The 16,542-nt window shown below is 72.1% G+C and carries 25 protein-coding genes; 17 read left to right on the top strand and 8 right to left on the bottom strand.

Annotated elements, in window-relative coordinates:
* Window positions 1-23 precede the first annotated feature (23 nt).
* Window positions 24-680: a hypothetical protein gene (locus RIN75_RS23430; RefSeq protein ID WP_309114148.1), complete on the top strand. Its 657-nt coding sequence runs from the start codon at window positions 24-26 to the stop codon at window positions 678-680.
* 242 nt (window positions 681-922) lie between these two features.
* Here RIN75_RS23430 and RIN75_RS23425 read toward each other — a convergent pair whose 3' ends face one another.
* Both RIN75_RS23425 and RIN75_RS23420 read right to left on the bottom strand, forming a co-directional pair.
* Window positions 923-1,492: an isochorismatase family protein gene (locus tag RIN75_RS23425; RefSeq protein WP_309114147.1), complete on the bottom strand. Its 570-nt coding sequence runs from the start codon at window positions 1,490-1,492 to the stop codon at window positions 923-925.
* Window positions 1,493-1,502: 10 nt separating this feature from the next.
* Window positions 1,503-2,777, bottom strand: coding sequence for a nicotinate phosphoribosyltransferase (locus RIN75_RS23420; RefSeq protein ID WP_309114146.1), 1,275 nt, complete (start codon window positions 2,775-2,777; stop codon window positions 1,503-1,505).
* Window positions 2,778-2,867: 90 nt separating this feature from the next.
* Between RIN75_RS23420 and clpS the strand changes: the two genes are divergently transcribed.
* The 8 genes from clpS (at window position 2,868) to RIN75_RS23380 (ending at window position 7,557) form a co-directional block, all read left to right on the top strand.
* Window positions 2,868-3,167: an ATP-dependent Clp protease adapter ClpS gene (gene clpS / locus RIN75_RS23415; RefSeq protein ID WP_121222535.1), complete on the top strand. Its 300-nt coding sequence runs from the start codon at window positions 2,868-2,870 to the stop codon at window positions 3,165-3,167.
* On the top strand, window positions 3,164-3,721 hold the full coding sequence (locus tag RIN75_RS23410) for a DUF2017 domain-containing protein (RefSeq protein ID WP_309114145.1): 558 nt from the start codon (window positions 3,164-3,166) through the stop codon (window positions 3,719-3,721). Before clpS ends, RIN75_RS23410 begins: the two co-directional genes overlap by 4 nt.
* The gene (locus RIN75_RS23405; protein WP_309114144.1) at window positions 3,721-4,275 is read left to right on the top strand and encodes a P1 family peptidase; all 555 of its coding nucleotides are present in this window, start codon (window positions 3,721-3,723) and stop codon (window positions 4,273-4,275) included. The genes RIN75_RS23410 and RIN75_RS23405 overlap by 1 nt, the downstream gene beginning before the upstream one ends.
* 15 nt (window positions 4,276-4,290) lie before the next feature.
* The gene (locus RIN75_RS23400) at window positions 4,291-4,806 is read left to right on the top strand and encodes a DUF2231 domain-containing protein (RefSeq protein WP_309114143.1); all 516 of its coding nucleotides are present in this window, start codon (window positions 4,291-4,293) and stop codon (window positions 4,804-4,806) included.
* A 51-nt stretch (window positions 4,807-4,857) separates the two neighbouring features.
* Entirely contained in the window at window positions 4,858-5,313 is a 456-nt protein-coding gene (locus tag RIN75_RS23395; RefSeq protein ID WP_309114142.1) for a M67 family metallopeptidase, read from the top strand.
* 59 nt (window positions 5,314-5,372) lie between these two features.
* Window positions 5,373-5,645: a MoaD/ThiS family protein gene (locus RIN75_RS23390; protein WP_309114141.1), complete on the top strand. Its 273-nt coding sequence runs from the start codon at window positions 5,373-5,375 to the stop codon at window positions 5,643-5,645.
* 5 nt (window positions 5,646-5,650) lie between these two features.
* Window positions 5,651-6,601: a cysteine synthase gene (locus RIN75_RS23385; protein ID WP_309114140.1), complete on the top strand. Its 951-nt coding sequence runs from the start codon at window positions 5,651-5,653 to the stop codon at window positions 6,599-6,601.
* Between the two features lie 191 nt (window positions 6,602-6,792).
* Window positions 6,793-7,557 (top strand): MBL fold metallo-hydrolase, encoded by a 765-nt coding sequence (locus RIN75_RS23380; protein ID WP_309114139.1) that lies wholly within the window; start codon window positions 6,793-6,795, stop codon window positions 7,555-7,557.
* A gap of 313 nt (window positions 7,558-7,870) precedes the next feature.
* Here RIN75_RS23380 and RIN75_RS23375 read toward each other — a convergent pair whose 3' ends face one another.
* Window positions 7,871-8,716 (bottom strand): SMP-30/gluconolactonase/LRE family protein, encoded by an 846-nt coding sequence (locus RIN75_RS23375; RefSeq protein WP_309114138.1) that lies wholly within the window; start codon window positions 8,714-8,716, stop codon window positions 7,871-7,873.
* A gap of 174 nt (window positions 8,717-8,890) precedes the next feature.
* On the opposite strand from RIN75_RS23375, the gene RIN75_RS23370 reads away from it, so the two are divergent.
* From RIN75_RS23370 to RIN75_RS23345, 6 genes are all read left to right on the top strand, one after another.
* A complete protein-coding gene (locus RIN75_RS23370; protein WP_309114137.1) occupies window positions 8,891-9,136 on the top strand; it encodes a hypothetical protein in 246 nt (81 codons plus the stop codon).
* 37 nt (window positions 9,137-9,173) lie between these two features.
* A complete protein-coding gene (locus RIN75_RS23365; RefSeq protein ID WP_309114136.1) occupies window positions 9,174-9,782 on the top strand; it encodes a rhomboid family intramembrane serine protease in 609 nt (202 codons plus the stop codon).
* Window positions 9,779-10,573: a glutamate racemase gene (gene murI / locus RIN75_RS23360; RefSeq protein ID WP_309114135.1), complete on the top strand. Its 795-nt coding sequence runs from the start codon at window positions 9,779-9,781 to the stop codon at window positions 10,571-10,573. Before RIN75_RS23365 ends, murI begins: the two co-directional genes overlap by 4 nt.
* Before the next feature lie 17 nt (window positions 10,574-10,590).
* Entirely contained in the window at window positions 10,591-11,397 is an 807-nt protein-coding gene (locus RIN75_RS23355) for an MBL fold metallo-hydrolase (RefSeq protein ID WP_309114134.1), read from the top strand.
* A 65-nt stretch (window positions 11,398-11,462) separates the two neighbouring features.
* Complete coding sequence (locus RIN75_RS23350; protein ID WP_309114133.1) at window positions 11,463-11,858, top strand: OsmC family protein; 396 nt, start codon at window positions 11,463-11,465, stop codon at window positions 11,856-11,858.
* Window positions 11,855-12,235, top strand: a complete 381-nt coding sequence (locus RIN75_RS23345) for an SRPBCC domain-containing protein (protein ID WP_309114132.1) — start codon at window positions 11,855-11,857, stop codon at window positions 12,233-12,235. Before RIN75_RS23350 ends, RIN75_RS23345 begins: the two co-directional genes overlap by 4 nt.
* Here RIN75_RS23345 and RIN75_RS23340 read toward each other — a convergent pair whose 3' ends face one another.
* Window positions 12,236-12,751, bottom strand: coding sequence for a DUF2231 domain-containing protein (locus tag RIN75_RS23340; protein ID WP_309114131.1), 516 nt, complete (start codon window positions 12,749-12,751; stop codon window positions 12,236-12,238).
* Between the two features lie 54 nt (window positions 12,752-12,805).
* On the opposite strand from RIN75_RS23340, the gene rph reads away from it, so the two are divergent.
* Both rph and rdgB read left to right on the top strand, forming a co-directional pair.
* Entirely contained in the window at window positions 12,806-13,570 is a 765-nt protein-coding gene (rph, locus tag RIN75_RS23335; protein ID WP_309114130.1) for a ribonuclease PH, read from the top strand.
* Complete coding sequence (rdgB, locus tag RIN75_RS23330; protein WP_309114129.1) at window positions 13,567-14,175, top strand: RdgB/HAM1 family non-canonical purine NTP pyrophosphatase; 609 nt, start codon at window positions 13,567-13,569, stop codon at window positions 14,173-14,175. The genes rph and rdgB overlap by 4 nt, the downstream gene beginning before the upstream one ends.
* Here rdgB and RIN75_RS23325 read toward each other — a convergent pair.
* The 4 genes from RIN75_RS23325 to RIN75_RS23310 form a co-directional block, all read right to left on the bottom strand.
* On the bottom strand, window positions 14,159-14,731 hold the full coding sequence (locus RIN75_RS23325) for a hypothetical protein (RefSeq protein ID WP_375296009.1): 573 nt from the start codon (window positions 14,729-14,731) through the stop codon (window positions 14,159-14,161). The genes rdgB and RIN75_RS23325 overlap by 17 nt on opposite strands.
* 66 nt (window positions 14,732-14,797) lie before the next feature.
* The gene (locus RIN75_RS23320; RefSeq protein ID WP_309114127.1) at window positions 14,798-15,124 is read right to left on the bottom strand and encodes a multidrug efflux SMR transporter; all 327 of its coding nucleotides are present in this window, start codon (window positions 15,122-15,124) and stop codon (window positions 14,798-14,800) included.
* A 223-nt stretch (window positions 15,125-15,347) separates the two neighbouring features.
* Window positions 15,348-15,821, bottom strand: coding sequence for a thioredoxin-dependent thiol peroxidase (bcp, locus tag RIN75_RS23315; RefSeq protein WP_309114126.1), 474 nt, complete (start codon window positions 15,819-15,821; stop codon window positions 15,348-15,350).
* A gap of 38 nt (window positions 15,822-15,859) precedes the next feature.
* Window positions 15,860-16,393: a hypothetical protein gene (locus RIN75_RS23310; RefSeq protein ID WP_309114125.1), complete on the bottom strand. Its 534-nt coding sequence runs from the start codon at window positions 16,391-16,393 to the stop codon at window positions 15,860-15,862.
* Window positions 16,394-16,542: the final 149 nt, after the last annotated feature.

The following is a 16,542-nucleotide window of genomic DNA, read 5'->3' as shown; positions in this document are numbered from 1 at the left end:
TAGCGTCACGAGAAGGGCAACCCATGATGCACATCATCGCGCGCCGGGCCGGGGCGGTGGCCGCGGCGCTCGCGATCGGCGCGGCGGGCACACCCGCGCTCGCGGCGGGACCGGCGGGCGTCGCGTCCACCGGCTCGGCCGACTTCACCAAGGCGGACCAGCAGGTCGTCCTGCCGCCGCAGGCGCGTTGCGCGGTCGAGGGTCCGACGACCGCGTCGTCCCCGGCGATCACCCGGCCGGGCATCAAGTTCGGCCCCGGCGAGTCGTCGTGCACCACGACGGTGGTCAACCCGGACGACCAGACGACCACCACGAAGTCCGAGGCCAACGGCACCGGCTTCGAGTTGTCCGCGCTGATGTCCGCGGGCGGCCCGCGCCTGAAGGTCGGCAAGTGGAAGGTGACCTGCGACGCGACCGACGCCGGCACCACCGCGGGCTGGTCGCTCGGCGGGCTCAGCGGGTTCCCCGGCCTGCCCGAGCAGATCCCGAACAACTACGTGCACGAGGTGAAGAGCACGGCGGGCACGGTGCTCGCGCGGGTGACGTTCAGCGAGGTCGTGCTGCCCGAGCCGAACGACGGCAGCATCGCGCTGACCCTGATGCACTTCCGCTTCACCGAGGAGTCCGGCGTGAGGGGGACGGTCAAGGTCGGCGAGACCGCCTGCGCGCCCACGCCGTAAGAGCAACGAGGGCAGCGCGTCGCGGGGGTGCTCCCGAGCTGAGCACCCCCGTACGCGCACTCAACCACCGGGGTACGACAAAGCCAGGCATGGCGGTCAGGGAAGCACGCGACGACCGCCAAGCGGTTACGGAGGTGCGCGGCGACCGGCCAAGCGGTTACGGAAGCGCGCGGCGACCGGCCAAGCGGTTACGGAAGCGCGCGACGACCGGCGAGGCGGTGACCGGCGTGCCGGTCAGGGAATCACGCCACGACCGGGGTGCCGGTCAGCGAAACGCCTGCCTCGCGGAGCTGGGTCAAAGCCGTGTCCACGGTCGGCGCCGCCACGCCCGCCGTCAGGTCCAGCAACACAGTGGTGCTGAAGCCCGCCGCCGCCGCGTCCAGCGCCGTCGCCCGCACGCAGTGGTCGGTCGCGATCCCCACCACGTCCACCGACGTCACGCCGCGCGCCCGCAGCCACTCCGCCAAGCCCTCACCGCTCCGCGCCGTCCCCTCGAACCCCGAGTACGCCGCCGCGTGCGCCCCCTTCGAGAACACCGCCTCCACCGGCGTCACGTCCAACTCCGGGTGGAACGAGGCGCCCGGCGTCCCGGCCACGCAGTGCACCGGCCACGAGTCCACGAAGTCCGGGTTCGCGCTGAAGTGCGCGCCCGGGTCGATGTGGTAGTCCCGGGTCGCCACCACGTGGTCGTAGCCGCCCGACGCGAGGTGCGCCGAGATGGCCGCCGCCACCGCCGCGCCCCCGGCGACCGGCAGCGACCCGCCTTCGCAGAAGTCGTTCTGGACGTCCACCACGATCAGTGCCTTGGCCATCTGCAACTCCCTACAGGAACGTGGTCGGGATGGCGGGTTCGCCGCGGGACAGCTTCAGACCCTCCCACGGCACGCTCACCAGCGCGGCGCGCAACCGCTCCCGGCTCTCCGCCAGCGTGTCGAGCCCCTCCACCCGTTGTCCACCGCGGATCAGCGGCACGGGCAACACCCGGTCGTGCGGCCCCAGCGACAGCGGCTCCGCGGCGGGGTGCACGACCTCCTCCAACGCGGTCCCCGTCTCCTTGTGCCGCCGCACCGCGCTCTTGCCCCCGCCACGGGACTCCTTGTGCGACGAGCGCTTGGCCACCGGACGACCGCCGACCTCGACCAACTTGTAGACCATCCCGGCGGTCGGCGCACCCGACCCCGTCACCACTGACGTGCCCACGCCGTAAGCGTCCACGGGCTCGGCGCGCAGCGCGGCGATGGAGTACTCGTCCAGGTCGCCCGACACGACGATCCGCGTGTTCCGCGCACCCAGGGAGTCCAGCTGGTCACGGGCCTGCCGCGCCAGCACGCCCAGGTCGCCCGAGTCGATCCGGATCGCCCCCAGCTCGGGACCGGCGACCTCCACCGCGGTCTTGATGCCGTTGGTGATGTCGTAGGTGTCGACCAGGAGCGTCGTGCCCGGCCCCAGCGCCTCGACCTGGCTCCGGAACGCCGACTCCTCGCTGTCGTGCAGCAGGGTGAACGCGTGCGCGCACGTGCCCGCGGTCGGGATGCCGTGCCGCCGCGCCGCCTCCAGGTTCGACGTCGCGGTGAACCCCGCCAGGTACGCGGCGCGCGCCGAGGCCACCGCGGCGTCCTCGTGGGTGCGGCGCGAGCCCATCTCGATCATGCGGCGGCCGTTGGCGGCGCCCACCATGCGGGCGGCGGCGGAGGCGATCGCGCTGTCGTGGTTGAGGATCGACAGGGCCAGCGTCTCCAGCACCACGCCCACGCCGAACGGGGCCCGCACGGACAGGATCGGCGACCCCGGGAAGTACAGCTCGCCCTCCGGGTACCCGTCGACGTCGCCGGTGAAGCGGTAGCCGGCCAGCCAGTCCAGCGTCGCCCGGTCGACCACCCCGGTGCGCGCCAACAGTTCCAGCTCGGCCTCGCCGAAGCGGAACGCCTCGATCGCGTCCAGCAGCCGCCCGGTGCCCGCGACCACCCCGTACCGCCTGCCCTCCGGCAGCCTGCGGGCGAAGACCTCGAAGACGCACGGCCGGTCGGCGGTGCCGTCGCGCAGGGCAGCGGCGAGCATCGTCAACTCGTAGTGGTCCGTGAACAGCGACGTCGACATGAGCCAGAAGCCTAGGCTCGGGCGCCGCGCGGAGGCGGCAGGTGGCCCTATGGGCTCCGCCACGGACCGGAACATGACACCATTGGCGGTATGACCACGCCCGTCGAGCATGAGCGGACGCAGGTTGACCCGTCGCCGGTGGACGTCCGCACGGAGGACCGTCCCTGGCAGACGCTCGTCTGGAACGACCCGGTGAACCTGATGTCCTACGTGACGTACGTGTTCCAGAAGCTGTTCGGGTACAGCCGGGACCACGCGACGAAGTTGATGCTGGACGTGCACCACAAGGGCAAGGCGATCGTGTCATCCGGTTCGAAGGACAAGGTGGAGGCGGACGTGGCGAAACTGCACGCGGCCGGCCTCTGGGCGACGATGCAGCGTTCGTCGTGAGGAAGTGGACGCGGGCCGGCGACGCGGTGGTCGGCCGCTTCGACCGGCAGGAAGCCGCCGTGGTGCGCGGTCTGGTGAGCCAGATCCAGGACATGCTCCTGGCCCGCGCCGAGGAGGCGCCCCAGGACGAGTTGGCGCAGCTGACCGGCATCCGGACGGGGCCGTCGACCCCGCCGGACGACCCGATCCTGGGCCGGCTGCTGCCCGACTTCCACCGCCTGGACCCCGACGCGCCCGATCCGGCCGAAGTGGACTCGGCGAACGCCCTGCGCTCGCTGCACGAGCCGGACCTGCTGGACGCCAAGACGGCCGCCGCCGCGGTGGTGCTGGAGACGTGCCCGGCCGACGGCGGCGAGGTGCGGCTGGCGTCCGCGCAGGCGGAGGCCTGGCTGGCGGCGCTCAACGACGTCCGCCTGGCGCTGGGGACGGCGCTGGACGTCCAGGAGGACATGCCCGACGAACTCCCGCCCGACGACCCGCGCTCGCCGCACCTGGGCGTCTACCACTGGTTGACGTGGGTGCAGGAGACGCTGGTCGAGGCGGTCATGGACTGATGCTGTTCGGACGGGTGGCCGGGGCGGCGGTCGTGCTGGCCCCCGGCGGGGTGGTCGCGGGCGTCGACACCCGCGGCGCGCCCGTGGGGACCCGGGAGTTGGACCTGCTCGACCCGTCCGCGCTGGTGCAGCGGGTCCACGGGGTCGTCGTCTCGGAGTCGGCCGCCTCGGCCAACGGGGTCGTGCGGTGGCTGGCCGAGCGCGGGCACGGGTTCCCGGTGGCCGGCGGGGTGGTGCCCATCGTGTGCGGGGCGTCGGTCGGCGGGGTCGGCGAGGACGTCGGGTACCCGGCCGGCGAGGCCGCGGTCGAGGTCGCGGTGCCCCCTGCGGTCGTCCTGGTGGGGGACACGGCGGCGACCGTCGTCGTGGTGGACGCCGACCTGGACAAGGCCGGGTGCCGGCGGGTGGCGATGTCGGCGCAGGACGGGCTGGTCCGGGCCGGGGTGCGGGTGCCGTCGACGGTGTTCGCGCTGGCCACCGGGGTGGCGACCGGGGTGCCGCTGGACGCGCTGTGCACCGCGGCGGCGAACGACGTGTTCGCGGCGGCCGGCTGAGGTACCCCGTCCGGTATGAGCCGGGTATCGCGGGTTTTGCGGTGGGTTGAGGAGAACAAGGCGCTCGACCGGGCGGCCGGGGCGTTGGCGGAGGCCATCCCTTCGGGCATCCGCAGTTCCCGGTTGCTGCGCGGTGAGCCGTTGGGCCACCCCGCGCACCCGGCGGCGGTGCTGGTGCCGTTGGGCATGTACGCCGCGTCCAACGTGCTGGACCTGCTGCCGGGGGAGGGCAAGGCCGCACGCCTGCTGATCGGGGTGGGGCTCGCGACCGCGCCGGTCGCGATCGCTACGGGGTTGGCCGAGTACGCCACCCTCGACGAGCGGCAGCGCCGGACCGCGTTCGTGCACTTGGCGACCAACGTGGCAGCCAACCTGCTCTACCTGACGTCGTTCCGGCTGCGCGGCCACGGCTTCGGGGTCGTCGGGCGGGCCGTCTCGGGGATCGGGATGGGCGTGCTCACCGCCGGCGGGCTCCTCGGCGGGCATTTGGCCTACTCACAGGCGGCGGGGGTGGAGCGCGAACCGGCGTAGTGCGGGTTCTCACACAGCGGGACACCTTCCGCCACCACGTAGGATGGAGGCGTGCTGGTGATCCGCCGTGACCTCGTCGACGCGATGGTGGCGCACGCCCGTCGTGACCACCCCGACGAGGCGTGCGGCATCATCGCGGGCCCCGAGGGCTCCGACCGCCCCGAGCGGTTCATCGCCATGGACAACGCCGAGCGCTCCCCGACCTTCTACCGGTTCGACTCGATGGAGCAGCTCCGCGTCCACCGCGAGATGAGCGCCAACGACGAAGAGACGATCGTCGTCTACCACTCGCACACCGCGACCGAGGCGTACCCGTCGCGGACCGACGTGTCCTACGCGAGCGAGCCGCAGGCGCACTACGTCCTCATCTCCACCCGGGACCCCGAGACGCACGAGCTGCGCTCCTACCGGATCGTCGACGGTGTCGTCACCGAAGAACCGGTCGAGGTCGTCGAGTCGTACATGTTCGCCCACACGGGCGCGGACGACACCCCCGACTGTCCCTGAGCGCGCGTCCTCACGCTCGATCCCGAAAAAGTCCCGGCTCCTCTACCGGAGGTCCCAGCATGGCTGTCACCGTCTCCATCCCCACGATCCTGCGCACCCACACCGGCGGGCAGAAGTCCGTCGAGGCCACGGGCACCACGCTCGCGCAGGTCATCGACGACCTGGAGAACAACCACGGTGGTTTGAAGGCGCGCCTGGTCAAGGAAGGCTCGCTGCACCGGTTCGTCAACGTGTACGTCAACGACGAGGACGTCCGCTTCGCGGGCGGTCTCGACGCGACGGTGAAGGACGGCGACACCGTCACGATCCTCCCGGCCGTCGCCGGGGGCTGATCGCGGTGGCCCGGTACGAGTCGCTGCTCGACGCGGTCGGCGGCACGCCCCTGGTGGGGCTGCCCCGGCTGTCGCCGTCCAAGGACGTGCGGCTGTGGGCGAAGCTGGAGGACCGCAACCCGACCGGCTCGATCAAGGACCGCCCCGTCCTGATGATGGTCGAGGAGGCCGAGCGGGAAGGCCGCCTGCAGCCCGGCTGCACGATCCTGGAACCGACGTCCGGCAACACCGGCATCGCGCTGGCGATGGTCGCGAAGCTCAAGGGCTACGGGCTGGTCTGCGTGATGCCGGAGAACACCTCCGCCGAGCGCAAGCAGCTGCTCCAGGCCTACGGCGCGCGGATCGTGTTCTCACCGGCGGCGGGCGGCTCCAACCAGGCCGTCGCGCGGGCGAAGGAACTCGCCGCCGAGCACCCCGACTGGGTGATGCTCTACCAGTACGGCAACCCGGCCAACCCCGGTGCGCACTACGAGAGCACCGGCCCGGAGATCCTCAAGGACCTGCCCACGATCACGCACTTCGTGGCGGGCCTGGGCACCACCGGCACGCTCGTCGGCGTCGGCCGGTACCTGCGCGAGCAGAAGCCGGACGTGCAGGTCATCGCCGCCGAACCGAGGTACGGCGAGCTGGTGTACGGCCTGCGCAACCTCGACGAGGGCTTCGTGCCCGAGCTGTACGACGCCGAGGTGCTGACGGGCCGCTACTCCGTCGGCTCGTACGACGCCCTGCGCCGGACCCGGCAGCTGCTGGAGGTCGAGGGCATCTTCGCGGGTATCTCGACCGGCGCCATCCTGCACGCGGCGCTGGCCGTGGCGGAGAAGGCCGCGCAGCGCGGTGAGCAGGCCGACGTGGCCTTCGTCGTGGCGGACGCGGGGTGGAAGTACCTGTCCACCGGCGCGTACGCGGGGACGTTGGACGAGGCGGCCGAACGGCTCGACGGCCACCTCTGGGCGTGACTTCACCCGGTGGGGAGCCCTTCGCCGGGCTCCCCACCTTTCACGTTCGGCTGCGTTCCCGGATGCGTTACCGGGATGCGTTCGGGATGCCGGAGTGCTTTTCCGTCTCGTTCGGATGAATTGCCCGAGTGGTTTTGGTCCACCCGGTTTCCGCAATTTTGCCGTGCCCGCGGACTGCTATCGTTTCGACCATGCAATTGACCGTCCTCGGCTGCGCGGGAAGTGCTCCCGGACCCGATCTGCCCACGTCCGGGTACCTGGTCGAGGCGGGTGGCGTGCGGCTCGCGGTGGAGCTGGGCGGCGGGGTTTTCGGGGCGCTCCAGCGCTACTGCGACCCGTACCGGCTGAACGCGGTCCTGCTGTCGCACCTGCACCTGGACCACTGCGCCGACTTCAGCGCGCTGACGACGTACCTGCGCCACCACCCGTCCCCGCCGCCGTCGTTCGGCCGGCTGCCGGTGTTCGCGCCCTCTCACGCGCCCGGGCGGCTGGCCAACGCGCACGCGTCGTCGGAGGAGGAGCTGGCGTCGCTGCGGTTGACGGACACCTACGACTTCGTGCCGTTGCAGGCGGGTCGGTTCGAGGTGGGGGAGGTGTCGGTCGACGTGGCGCCGATGCGGCACATCTGCGAGGCGTACGCGTTCCGGGTGGGGATCGCGGGGAAGTCGCTGGTGTTCACCGGGGACACGGTGCCTTGTCCCGAGTTGGTGGAGCTGGCGCGCGGGGCGGACTTGCTGTTGGCGGATGCGGCTTGGCGGGAGCAGGCGGGGCGGGCGAACTACCTGCACATGAGCGGGCACGAGGCGGGGGCGGTCGCGGCGGAGGCGGGGGTGGGGCGGTTGGTGCTGACGCACGTGCTGCCCTGGTCGGACCGGGACGGGGTGTTGACGGATGCGACGGAGTCTTTCCCGGGGCCGGTGACGTTGGCCGAGCCGGGCGCGGTGTACACGGTGTAGCGCGGCGGGCCAGCTGGCCGGTCTGTGCGGCGGGGTTGTCGATCGGTCTGTGGGCCGGGACTGCCGGCCGATTGGTCTGTCGGCTCCGGCCGGTCTGTCGTCTGCCGGTCGGCCGGCGGAATTGTCGGTGCCTGCCGGAAGAATGAGCCCCGGGGGCGCTGAGATCGGGATTGTCGTACCCCGGTGAGATAATGGAACCGGGGGCGGCAGCCAGTCCAGTGCGTGCGGCTTGTCGGTGTCGGGCAGGCGTGTTCGGGCCGGGTGCGATCCGCCAGTGACGTCGAACCCGAGTCCGCCGGCCTGAGCCGGGACGTCAGCCGGCGAAGGAGTGGGACATCTGGCCCTCGCCCGCGCCCCCGATGACCAACACCGAACCGGCCAACTCGGTCAGAGCCTCCCCCGACAACCCCGACCGCGCCGTCGTCACGTACAGATCGGTCAAGTCCGGCCCACCGAACGCACACGCAGTCGGCTGCCCCACCGGCAACTCGATCTCCGTGTCCAACCGGCCATCCGGCGTGTACCGCCGCACCGCCGACCCACCCCACAGCGCCACCCAGATCGCACCGGAAGCATCGACGCACAACCCGTCCGGCAACCCCCGGTCCACCTCCACCACCGTCCGCCGGTTGACCGCGCTGCCGGAGTCGCGGTCGTAGTCCAGCACGTCGATGCGGCGGGTGGCGGAATCCACGTAGTACATGGCTGTCGCGTCGGGGCTCCAGCCGATGCCGTTGCTGACGCGCACGTTGTCCACGACCACCTTCGCGTCACCGCTCGGCTCGACCCGCACCAGCCAACCGCCCGGGTCCTCGTCGTAGCGCATGGTCCCGGCCCACAGCCGCCCGGCCGGGTCGACGGCCGCGTCATTGCCGCGGTAGCCGTCGCGGGCCCAGTAGACGAGCCACGTCTTGGTGCCGTCCGGGTCCACCAACGCGATGCCGTCGCGCAGGTTCAGCACCAGACCGCCGCGGGTGCGGGGCTTGGCGGCACCCACGTGCTGGGGGACGTCGAGCACCGCGTCCTCGTCGCGGGATGGGGAGTAGCGGTGGACCTCACTCCTGAGAACGTCGACCCACAGGAGGGTGCCGCTGCCGTGGTCCCACGTCGGACCTTCTCCCAGTTCGGCTTCCGCCCGCACCGCAACGTCGATCGACACCGGACCAGCGTAGGCGTCGGCGGAGCCCCGTCTGACCGCATCGATGTGACTTGCTACACCGTCGAGACGGGGATTCCACCCGGATGGCCGCGTCGGAGACGACGAGCCAAAGGACGGCCAACCATCCGGCGCGGCCGACTGGTGGTACCGGCAAGGACGTCGGACGGGGGAGCGGTGGAATTACCCGAGGAGTTCGTCGCGAGGGCTTCGCCGCGCCTGTTGCGCATCGCCCACCGGAGGGTGGTGGTCGGCGGCGACACGGTTCTCGACACCAGCCACCACGACCACTGGCTCACCGCGTGGCACGACTACGCCGGCATCGACCTCTCGAACGTGCCGCCGGGGCAGCCGGTGGAGATCAGCGCGCTGCCGGCGGCGGCGCACGGCGACTGGTTGGTGATGCTGGCGGAGAAGGACTGACGCGCCCAACGCCGCCGAACGCACGTAGCCTGGAGGTGTGCACCCGGTCCCAGCGGCGCAGAAGTCGCCCGCCCAGCGCGTGATCCCGCCCAGACCGCTGCTCTCGGCGGTCGTGGTGGCGGGGTTCGTCGGGCTGCTGTTCGTGGTCGAGGCGGTGGACACCGTGTTGTTCGGCGCGCTGGACGACGACGGGGTCATCCCGCGCGACTTCACCGAGTGGGACAACATCATCTGGGCGCCGCTGCTGCACGGCGGCTGGGAGCACCTGACCAGCAACGCCGTGCCGCTGCTGATCCTGGGCTTCCTGGCGACCTCCGGCGGCATCAAGCAGTTCGCCCAGGTCACCGTCGTCATCTGGCTGACCGCGGGCCTGGGCACGTGGGTCATCGGCGCGGACGGCAGCCACATCGGCGCGTCCGGGCTGGTGTTCGGGTTCCTGGTGTTCCTGCTGGTGCGCGGCCTGTTCGTGCGGTCGCCGTGGCAGGTCGTGGTGGCCGCCGTCGTGTTCGCCGCCTACGGCGCGGTGCTGTGGGGCGTGCTGCCGGGCCAGCCGGGGATCTCCTGGGAGGGGCACCTGTTCGGCGCGCTCGGCGGGGTCCTCGCGGCGTGGGGCGTGGCGCGCGACGCGAAACGGGCGGTCGCGTGAGCGCCGCGGACGCGCCCATCGGGATCTTCGACTCCGGTGTCGGCGGGCTGACCGTCGCGCGGGCGATCATGGACCAGTTGCCGCAGGAGAGCATCCGGTACGTCGGCGACACCGCCAACGGCCCCTACGGGCCGCTGCCGATCGCCCAGGTGCGCAAGAACGCCCTGGAGGTGGCCGACCGGATCGTCGAGGACGGCGCCAAGCTGCTCGTCATCGCCTGCAACACCGCGTCGTCGGCGTGCCTGCGCGACGCCCGCGAGCGCTACGACATCCCGGTGGTGGAGGTGGTGCTGCCGGCCGTGCGGCGGGCGGTCGCCACCACGCGCACCGGCCGGGTCGGCGTGATCGGCACGCAGAGCACCATCACCTCCGGCGCCTACCAGGACTCGTTCGCCGCGGCCCGGGACCTGGACGTCACCGCGGTCGCGTGCCCGCGGTTCGTGGACTTCGTCGAGCAGGGCACCACCTCCGGCCGCCAGGTCCTCGGCCTCGCGCAGGCCTACCTGGAGCCGCTCCAGCGCGCCGACGTCGACACCGTCGTCCTGGGGTGCACGCACTACCCGCTGCTCACCGGCGTGATCCAGATCGTCATGGGTGACGGGGTGAGCCTCGTCTCCAGCGCCGAGGAGACGGTGAAGGACGTGGTCCGCGTGCTCAACGAGCGGGACCTCTTCCGCAGCGGACCGCCCGACCTGCGGTTCGCCAGCACCGGCCCGGTGGACAAGTTCACCAGGCTCGCCCACCGATTCCTGCCCGGCCTGGAAAGAGCCACCTTCCACCCCCACGAATGATTTGGCACTCTCCAACGGTGCTGTTGACCATCCTCGGCTGCTCGGGCAGCCTGCCGGGGCCACAGGGCCCCGCATCCGGCTACCTCGTCGAGGCGGACGGCTACCGGCTGGCCATCGACCTGGGCAACGGTGTGCTCGCGGCGCTCCAGGTGCACTGCGACCCGTTCTCCCTGGACGCGCTGCTGTTCTCGCACCTGCACCCGGACCACTGCGCGGACTTCACCACGCTGGCCGTCATGCGCCGCTACCACACCCACCCGCCGCACGACACGTCCGCGCGCCGGCTGCCGGTGCACGCCCCGTCCGACGCGCCGCGCCGCTTCGCCCGCGCCTACGCCGAGAGCGACGAAGAACTCCGCACCGCCGACCTCTCCGACGTCTTCGACTTCCACCCGCTGACCGCGCGGCCGACCACCGTCGGCCCGTTCACCATCACCGCGGCCCGCGTCGACCACCCCGGCGAGTGCTACGGCTTCCGCATCGCCACGGCCGGCGCGGTCCTGGCGTTCACCGGCGACTCGGGGCCGTGCGACGCGCTGCGCTCGCTGGCCGACGGCGCGGACGTGCTGCTGTCCGAGGCGACCTGGACCCACGCCGACGACCGCCCGCCCGGCGTGCACCTGTCCGGGACCGATGCGGGCCGCCTCGCCACGGACGCCGGTGTCGGCCGGTTGCTGCTGACCCACATCGCGCCCTGGACCGATCCGGACGCCGTGCTGGCCGAGGCGCGGGCGGAGTTCGCCGGACCGGTGGAAGTCGTGCGGCAGGGCGGGAAGTACGAGGTCGACGAGCCGGTCGTGCGGCGGATCGGCGGCAGCGCCTGATCGCCGGCTGGAGGTGCGCAAGATCGCAAGGGCCGGCGCCGACCGCATCGGCTAACGTCGGTGGGGTGTCGAACGTCGAGGTGCGCCGGGTCGGACAGCACGATTTCGTGGCCACGAACGACCGGGGCGCCTCGGTGCGCGTCGGCCGGTCGGGCGCGGAGGGCGCGTTCACGCCCGTCGAGCTGCTGCTGGCCGCCGCGGCGGGGTGCGCGATCGTGACCGCCGAGACCCTGGTCACGCGCCGGGTGGGCGGCGAGCTGACCGCGCGGGCGGACGACGTGCGGCCCGCCGGCGCGCACGAACTGGACGAAGTGCCGGTGACCCTGGACTACGACGTGTCGCGGTTGGACGAACAGCAGCGCGCGGCGCTGGAAGTCGCGGTGCGGCGGGCGATCGACCAGCTGTGCACGGTCACCCGGACGCTGAAGAAGACCCCGCCGACGCCGCTGCACCTGCCGTGATCGACGAGTCGGTCACGATCGCCGCGCCACCGTCCGACGTGTGGCGGGCGCTGGTGTCCCCGGAGGGCTGGTGGCCGCACATGCGGCTGTCGGCGACCTCCTTCGAGGAGCGCTGGACCGACTCCGACGGCACCCGCAAGGTCACCTCCGGCCAGGTCGTCGGCCGCGAGGAACCGAAGCGGCTGGCGTTGACGTGGGCGGACGAGGACTGGCCCACGCACACCGAGGTCGAGGTGACCCTGACCCCGGTGCCCGGCGGCACCTTGGTCCGCGTGCGCCACACCGGCTGGGCGTCCCTGCTCGCGGAAGTGGTCGAGGCACACCGCGAGGGCTGGCGAGCCCACCTCACCAACCTGAAAGCCTGGGTCGAGCGTTAACTACTGCCCGACTCCCGTCCACACGGCCGTCGAGCCGCTGTGGCCGATGCGAACGGTTTGGACGGTCGCGGCCGTTCCTGCGGCGATGACCAGGACGGCCACCACCACCGAGATCCGCCGCCACGTCTTGGGCACGTTCGTGTCGTCCGCCGCCGCGGCCCGTTCGCGGTCCGCCAGCCGCCCCGCGACCAGCAGGGCCACCACCACCACGAAGAACCCGAGCGCGAACGGCAGCAGGTCGTTGCCCAGCTCGGCGTGCCGCTGGATGAGCGGGTTCTCCAGGTTCGCCAGCCGGGCCTCCAACTGCTCGCCCGCCTTCTGCGCGGGCAGGACCGCGCCGACGCCGAGCACCGTGACGCCGAGCAGCGGCCACGCGTAGCGCTGCCGCCAGCGGGGCACCACGGCCAGCGCCGCGGCGGCCACCGCGGCCAGCGGCAGGAGCACCACGACCGCGTGGACCAGCAGCGGGTGCGCGGGCAGACCGAAGATCGTCACCAGGTCGTCTGCGAGTGCCATGCCTCTCCCTACGCCAGTGGGACGTTCCCGGGTTCAGCGCCTTAGGGTAGTGCCGTGCTGAGGACCGATGGCAGGAACGACGACGTGCTGCGCGACATCCGGATCACGCGGGGCTACCAGCAGTGGCCCGCGGGTTCGGTCCTGATCGAGTTCGGCAACACGCGGGTGCTGTGCGCGGCGAGCGTGACCGAGGGCGTCCCCCGGTGGAGGTCGGGTTCGGGCCTTGGCTGGGTGACGGCCGAGTACGCCATGCTCCCGTCCGCGACCCACAGCCGCAGCGACCGCGAGTCGGTGAAGGGCCGCATCGGCGGTCGCACGCACGAGATCTCCCGGCTGATCGGCCGGTCCCTGCGGGCGTGCATCGACCTGGCGGCGCTGGGCGAGAACACCATCGTCATCGACTGCGACGTCATCCAGGCCGACGGCGGCACCCGGACCGCCGCCATCACCGGCGCGTACGTCGCGCTGGCCGACGCCGTCACCTGGTTGGGGGCGGCGGGCCGGCTGGCCGACCCGCAGCCGCTGTCGTGCGCGGTGTCGGCGGTGTCGGTGGGCGTGGTGGACGGCCGGGTCCGGCTGGACCTGCCCTACGAGGAGGACTCGCGGGCGGAGGTCGATATGAACGTCGTCGCCACCGACGCGGGCACGCTGATCGAGATCCAGGGCACCGGCGAGGGCGCGACCTTCGCCCGGTCCACTCTGGACAAGATGCTGGACCTGGCGCTGCAGGGCTGCGCCGAGCTGAACCGCATCCAGTCGCAGGCGCTGGCCCTGCCCTACCCCGGCGTGCTGCCCGAGCCGAAGGGCAAGAAGAAGTGAAGCTCCTGCTGGCGTCCCGCAACGCCAAGAAGCTCGGCGAACTGCGCCGCATCCTGGCCTTCGAGGGCCTGGAGGGCATCGAGGTGGTGGGGTTGTCCGACGTGCCGGAGTTCCCGGAGGCGCCGGAGACCGAGCCGACGTTCGAGGGCAACGCCCTCCTCAAGGCCCGGGACGCCTTCAACGCCACCGGCCTGCCGTCCGTCGCCGACGACTCGGGCATCGCGATCGACGCGCTCAACGGGATGCCCGGCGTGCTGTCCGCCCGCTGGTCCGGCAGGCACGGCGACGACCTGGCCAACCTGGAACTGGTGCTCGGGCAGTTGAGGGACGTCCCCGACGAGCGGCGCGGCGCGGCGTTCGTGTGCACGGCGGCGCTGGTCGGCCCGGGCGGCCTGGAGACCGTGGTGCGCGGCGAGTGGCGCGGCGAGATCACGCGGGAACCGCGCGGTACCAACGGTTTCGGCTACGACCCGATCTTCCGGCCGGAGGGGCGCGAGGTGACGTCGGCCGAGCTGACCCCGGAGGAGAAGGACAAGCTCTCCCACCGGGGCCGTGCCCTGCGCCTGCTGCTCCCGGAGTTGCGCAAGCTCAACGCCGGTACGTGATCTTGACGCCGGGACCAGCCGCCCGGTACAGCTCCATCCGGCTCTGCGGAAGCTCGGACGCCCGCCCCAGGTTCAACGCGCACAGCAACGGGCTCGCGGTCAGCGCCCGCAGGTGCGGCCGGTTCCCCAACTGGCGCAACAACCTGCGCTCTGCCTCCGGCAGGTCCTCCGGCGCGCACGGCAGGGAGTCGGCGTCCCGCGCGGCCTCGTGCCGACGGCGCAGGAAGGTGCGGACGTCGTTGGGGTTCATCTGGTCCAGCACCACCGAGCCGAAACCCTCGTCGGCCGGCCACCGCTGGTCGGCGGCGGCCGGGCGGCGGTCACGGCGAGCCAGTCCAGCAGGGTCGTCTTGCCGGAACTTGGCCGCCAGCAACGGTTCCAGCTGGTCGCCGACCTGGTGGCCGATGCCCTCCACCAGGTGCTCCAGGCGGGCGCGGTGCCGGGTCGAAGACAGCTCCTCGGCGGCGAGCTGCGCCAGCGTGGCGGTGCGCTCGTGCTTCTTGCGGCGGCGTTCCCGCCAGGACTTGGCGGCGTGCTGCGCCACCGCCTGGCCGATCTTCCCGGCCGCGGCCTCCGGTCGGGTGATGGCCCCTCCCCTGGTCCCGCGGACCAGGTTAGTGGGTCACGTGGCGGCGGCGGTCGACACGACGCCCACCCCCACGGCGATCAGGGCCATGCCCGCGAGCACGGCCGGGCTGATGGGGTCGGCGAACAGCACGCGGCCCATGACGGCGACCAGCGCGATGCCGGCGCCCGCCCACACCGCGTAGGTCGTCGCGACCGGCAGGCCGAGCCGGATCACCTGGGACTCCAGGTAGAAGGCGGCGGCGTAGCCGGTGATCAGACCGAGGGTGGGGAGGGTCTTGGTGAAGCCGTCGGAGGCCTTCAGGCACAGCGTGGCGAAGACCTCGAAGCCGATGGCGACGGTGAGCAGGATCCACTTCAACATGTCGGGTGTCCCGAGCGGTGGTTTCGGTTGTGTGAGGGCGTGGTGGAACGCCCGCGTCAACCGCCGCGAGTGGGGAAGTGGACCCGGAGGACGAACTTGGAACGGGGGGCGTCGGGTGTCGTCGCGCGACACACGGTTATCACCCTTACGAGAGGTCTGAGCGGCCCTTGTGGCCTGTCCTCGGACCCCAGTGTACCCGGCGGCCCCCGTTCGGCGGCCCTCGTCAGGCGGGGAGTTCGCGCAGCAGCTTGGCGACGTGGCCGGTGGCGCGGACGTTGTACATGGCCTTGACGACCTTGCCCTCGGGGTCGACGAGGAAGGTCGAGCGGATCACGCCCATGACCGTCTTGCCGTAGTTCTGCTTCTCCCCGAACGCGCCCCACTCGGCGAGCACCTTGCGCTCCGGGTCGGACAGCAGCGGGAAGTTCACGCCCTCGGCCGCGGCGAACTTGGCCAGTTTCTCCGGCTTGTCGGGGGAGATGCCGACGACGTCGTAACCGGCCTGCGCGAGGTCGCCGATGCTGTCCCGGAAGTCGCACGCCTGCTTGGTGCACCCGGGCGTGCCCGCGGCCGGGTAGAAGTACACGACCACCGACCGGCCGAGGTAGTCGGAGAGCGAGACGGGCTTGCCCTCGCTGTCGGGCAGGGTGAACGCCGGGGCCTGGTCGCCGGGGGACAGGCGCTTCTGCTCGGTCATGCCGCAGACGCTACAGGTGCTGCGCGGGACGCCCGGGTCTAGGCGAGGCCTTCGAAGGTCGCGTTGGGCTCTTGGTTCGCCCCGTTGGGCTCGACCACGAGTTGCAGCCGCACGGGTCCTTCGGGGACGGCGAAGGCCAAGGTCAGCTTGGTGTCCGCGCCGGGGGCCACCTCGGTGACCGCCGCGGAGAGGCCGTTGAGGCCTTGCACGGTGTCCAGGACCTCGGGGACCGGGGTGCCGCCGACGGTCGCCCGGACGGCGAGCTGGCCGGTCCGGTAAGGGGTGCCGGTGCCGTTGACCAGGGTCACCACGAACACGGCCGTGCGCGGGGACTTGGGGAACGAGGTGTCGCTGGGCTTGAGCGACTTGGGCGGGGAGACGGTGATCGACAGGCCGTTGCCCCACACCCGTTGGGCGCCGAAGGCGGTGAACGTCGAGGCGGGGGGCGCCGGGTCCTGGTTCGCGGAGGAGGAGGTCGGCTCGGGGACGGCGTCGGCGAGCCCGGAGGGGTCCGCACATCCCGCCAAGGCCCCCGCCAGGCACAGGCCGGCGGCCAGTCTGGCGAATCTCACGAACCTCCCCTTCCCGCCCCGGCGGTGGGCTAGCAGCGACTCCCACCACCATGACGGGGTGTCGGGGCGCTCGGGGGCGGATGAGGGGGCTTGAAGCGGACCTGGTGCCTGCCTGTGGCCAAGCCGTGATGCCGCGTGTCCGCCCGCGT

It is taken from the genome of Saccharothrix sp. (genome assembly GCF_031180885.1).
Taxonomy (GTDB): Bacteria; Actinomycetota; Actinomycetes; order Mycobacteriales; family Pseudonocardiaceae; genus Actinosynnema.
This window is presented reverse-complemented; position numbering and strand designations above follow the sequence as displayed.

Coding starts and splice junctions, on each gene's coding strand:
- RIN75_RS23430 (WP_309114148.1), top strand. CDS start 24: ATGATGCACATCATCGCGCGCCGGGCCGGGGCGGTGGCCGCGGCGCTC.
- RIN75_RS23425 (WP_309114147.1), bottom strand. CDS start 1,492: ATGGCCAAGGCACTGATCGTGGTGGACGTCCAGAACGACTTCTGCGAA.
- RIN75_RS23420 (WP_309114146.1), bottom strand. CDS start 2,777: ATGTCGACGTCGCTGTTCACGGACCACTACGAGTTGACGATGCTCGCC.
- clpS (WP_121222535.1), top strand. CDS start 2,868: ATGACCACGCCCGTCGAGCATGAGCGGACGCAGGTTGACCCGTCGCCG.
- RIN75_RS23405 (WP_309114144.1), top strand. CDS start 3,721: ATGCTGTTCGGACGGGTGGCCGGGGCGGCGGTCGTGCTGGCCCCCGGC.
- RIN75_RS23400 (WP_309114143.1), top strand. CDS start 4,291: ATGAGCCGGGTATCGCGGGTTTTGCGGTGGGTTGAGGAGAACAAGGCG.
- RIN75_RS23390 (WP_309114141.1), top strand. CDS start 5,373: ATGGCTGTCACCGTCTCCATCCCCACGATCCTGCGCACCCACACCGGC.
- RIN75_RS23380 (WP_309114139.1), top strand. CDS start 6,793: ATGCAATTGACCGTCCTCGGCTGCGCGGGAAGTGCTCCCGGACCCGAT.
- RIN75_RS23340 (WP_309114131.1), bottom strand. CDS start 12,751: ATGGCACTCGCAGACGACCTGGTGACGATCTTCGGTCTGCCCGCGCAC.
- RIN75_RS23320 (WP_309114127.1), bottom strand. CDS start 15,124: ATGTTGAAGTGGATCCTGCTCACCGTCGCCATCGGCTTCGAGGTCTTC.
- bcp (WP_309114126.1), bottom strand. CDS start 15,821: ATGACCGAGCAGAAGCGCCTGTCCCCCGGCGACCAGGCCCCGGCGTTC.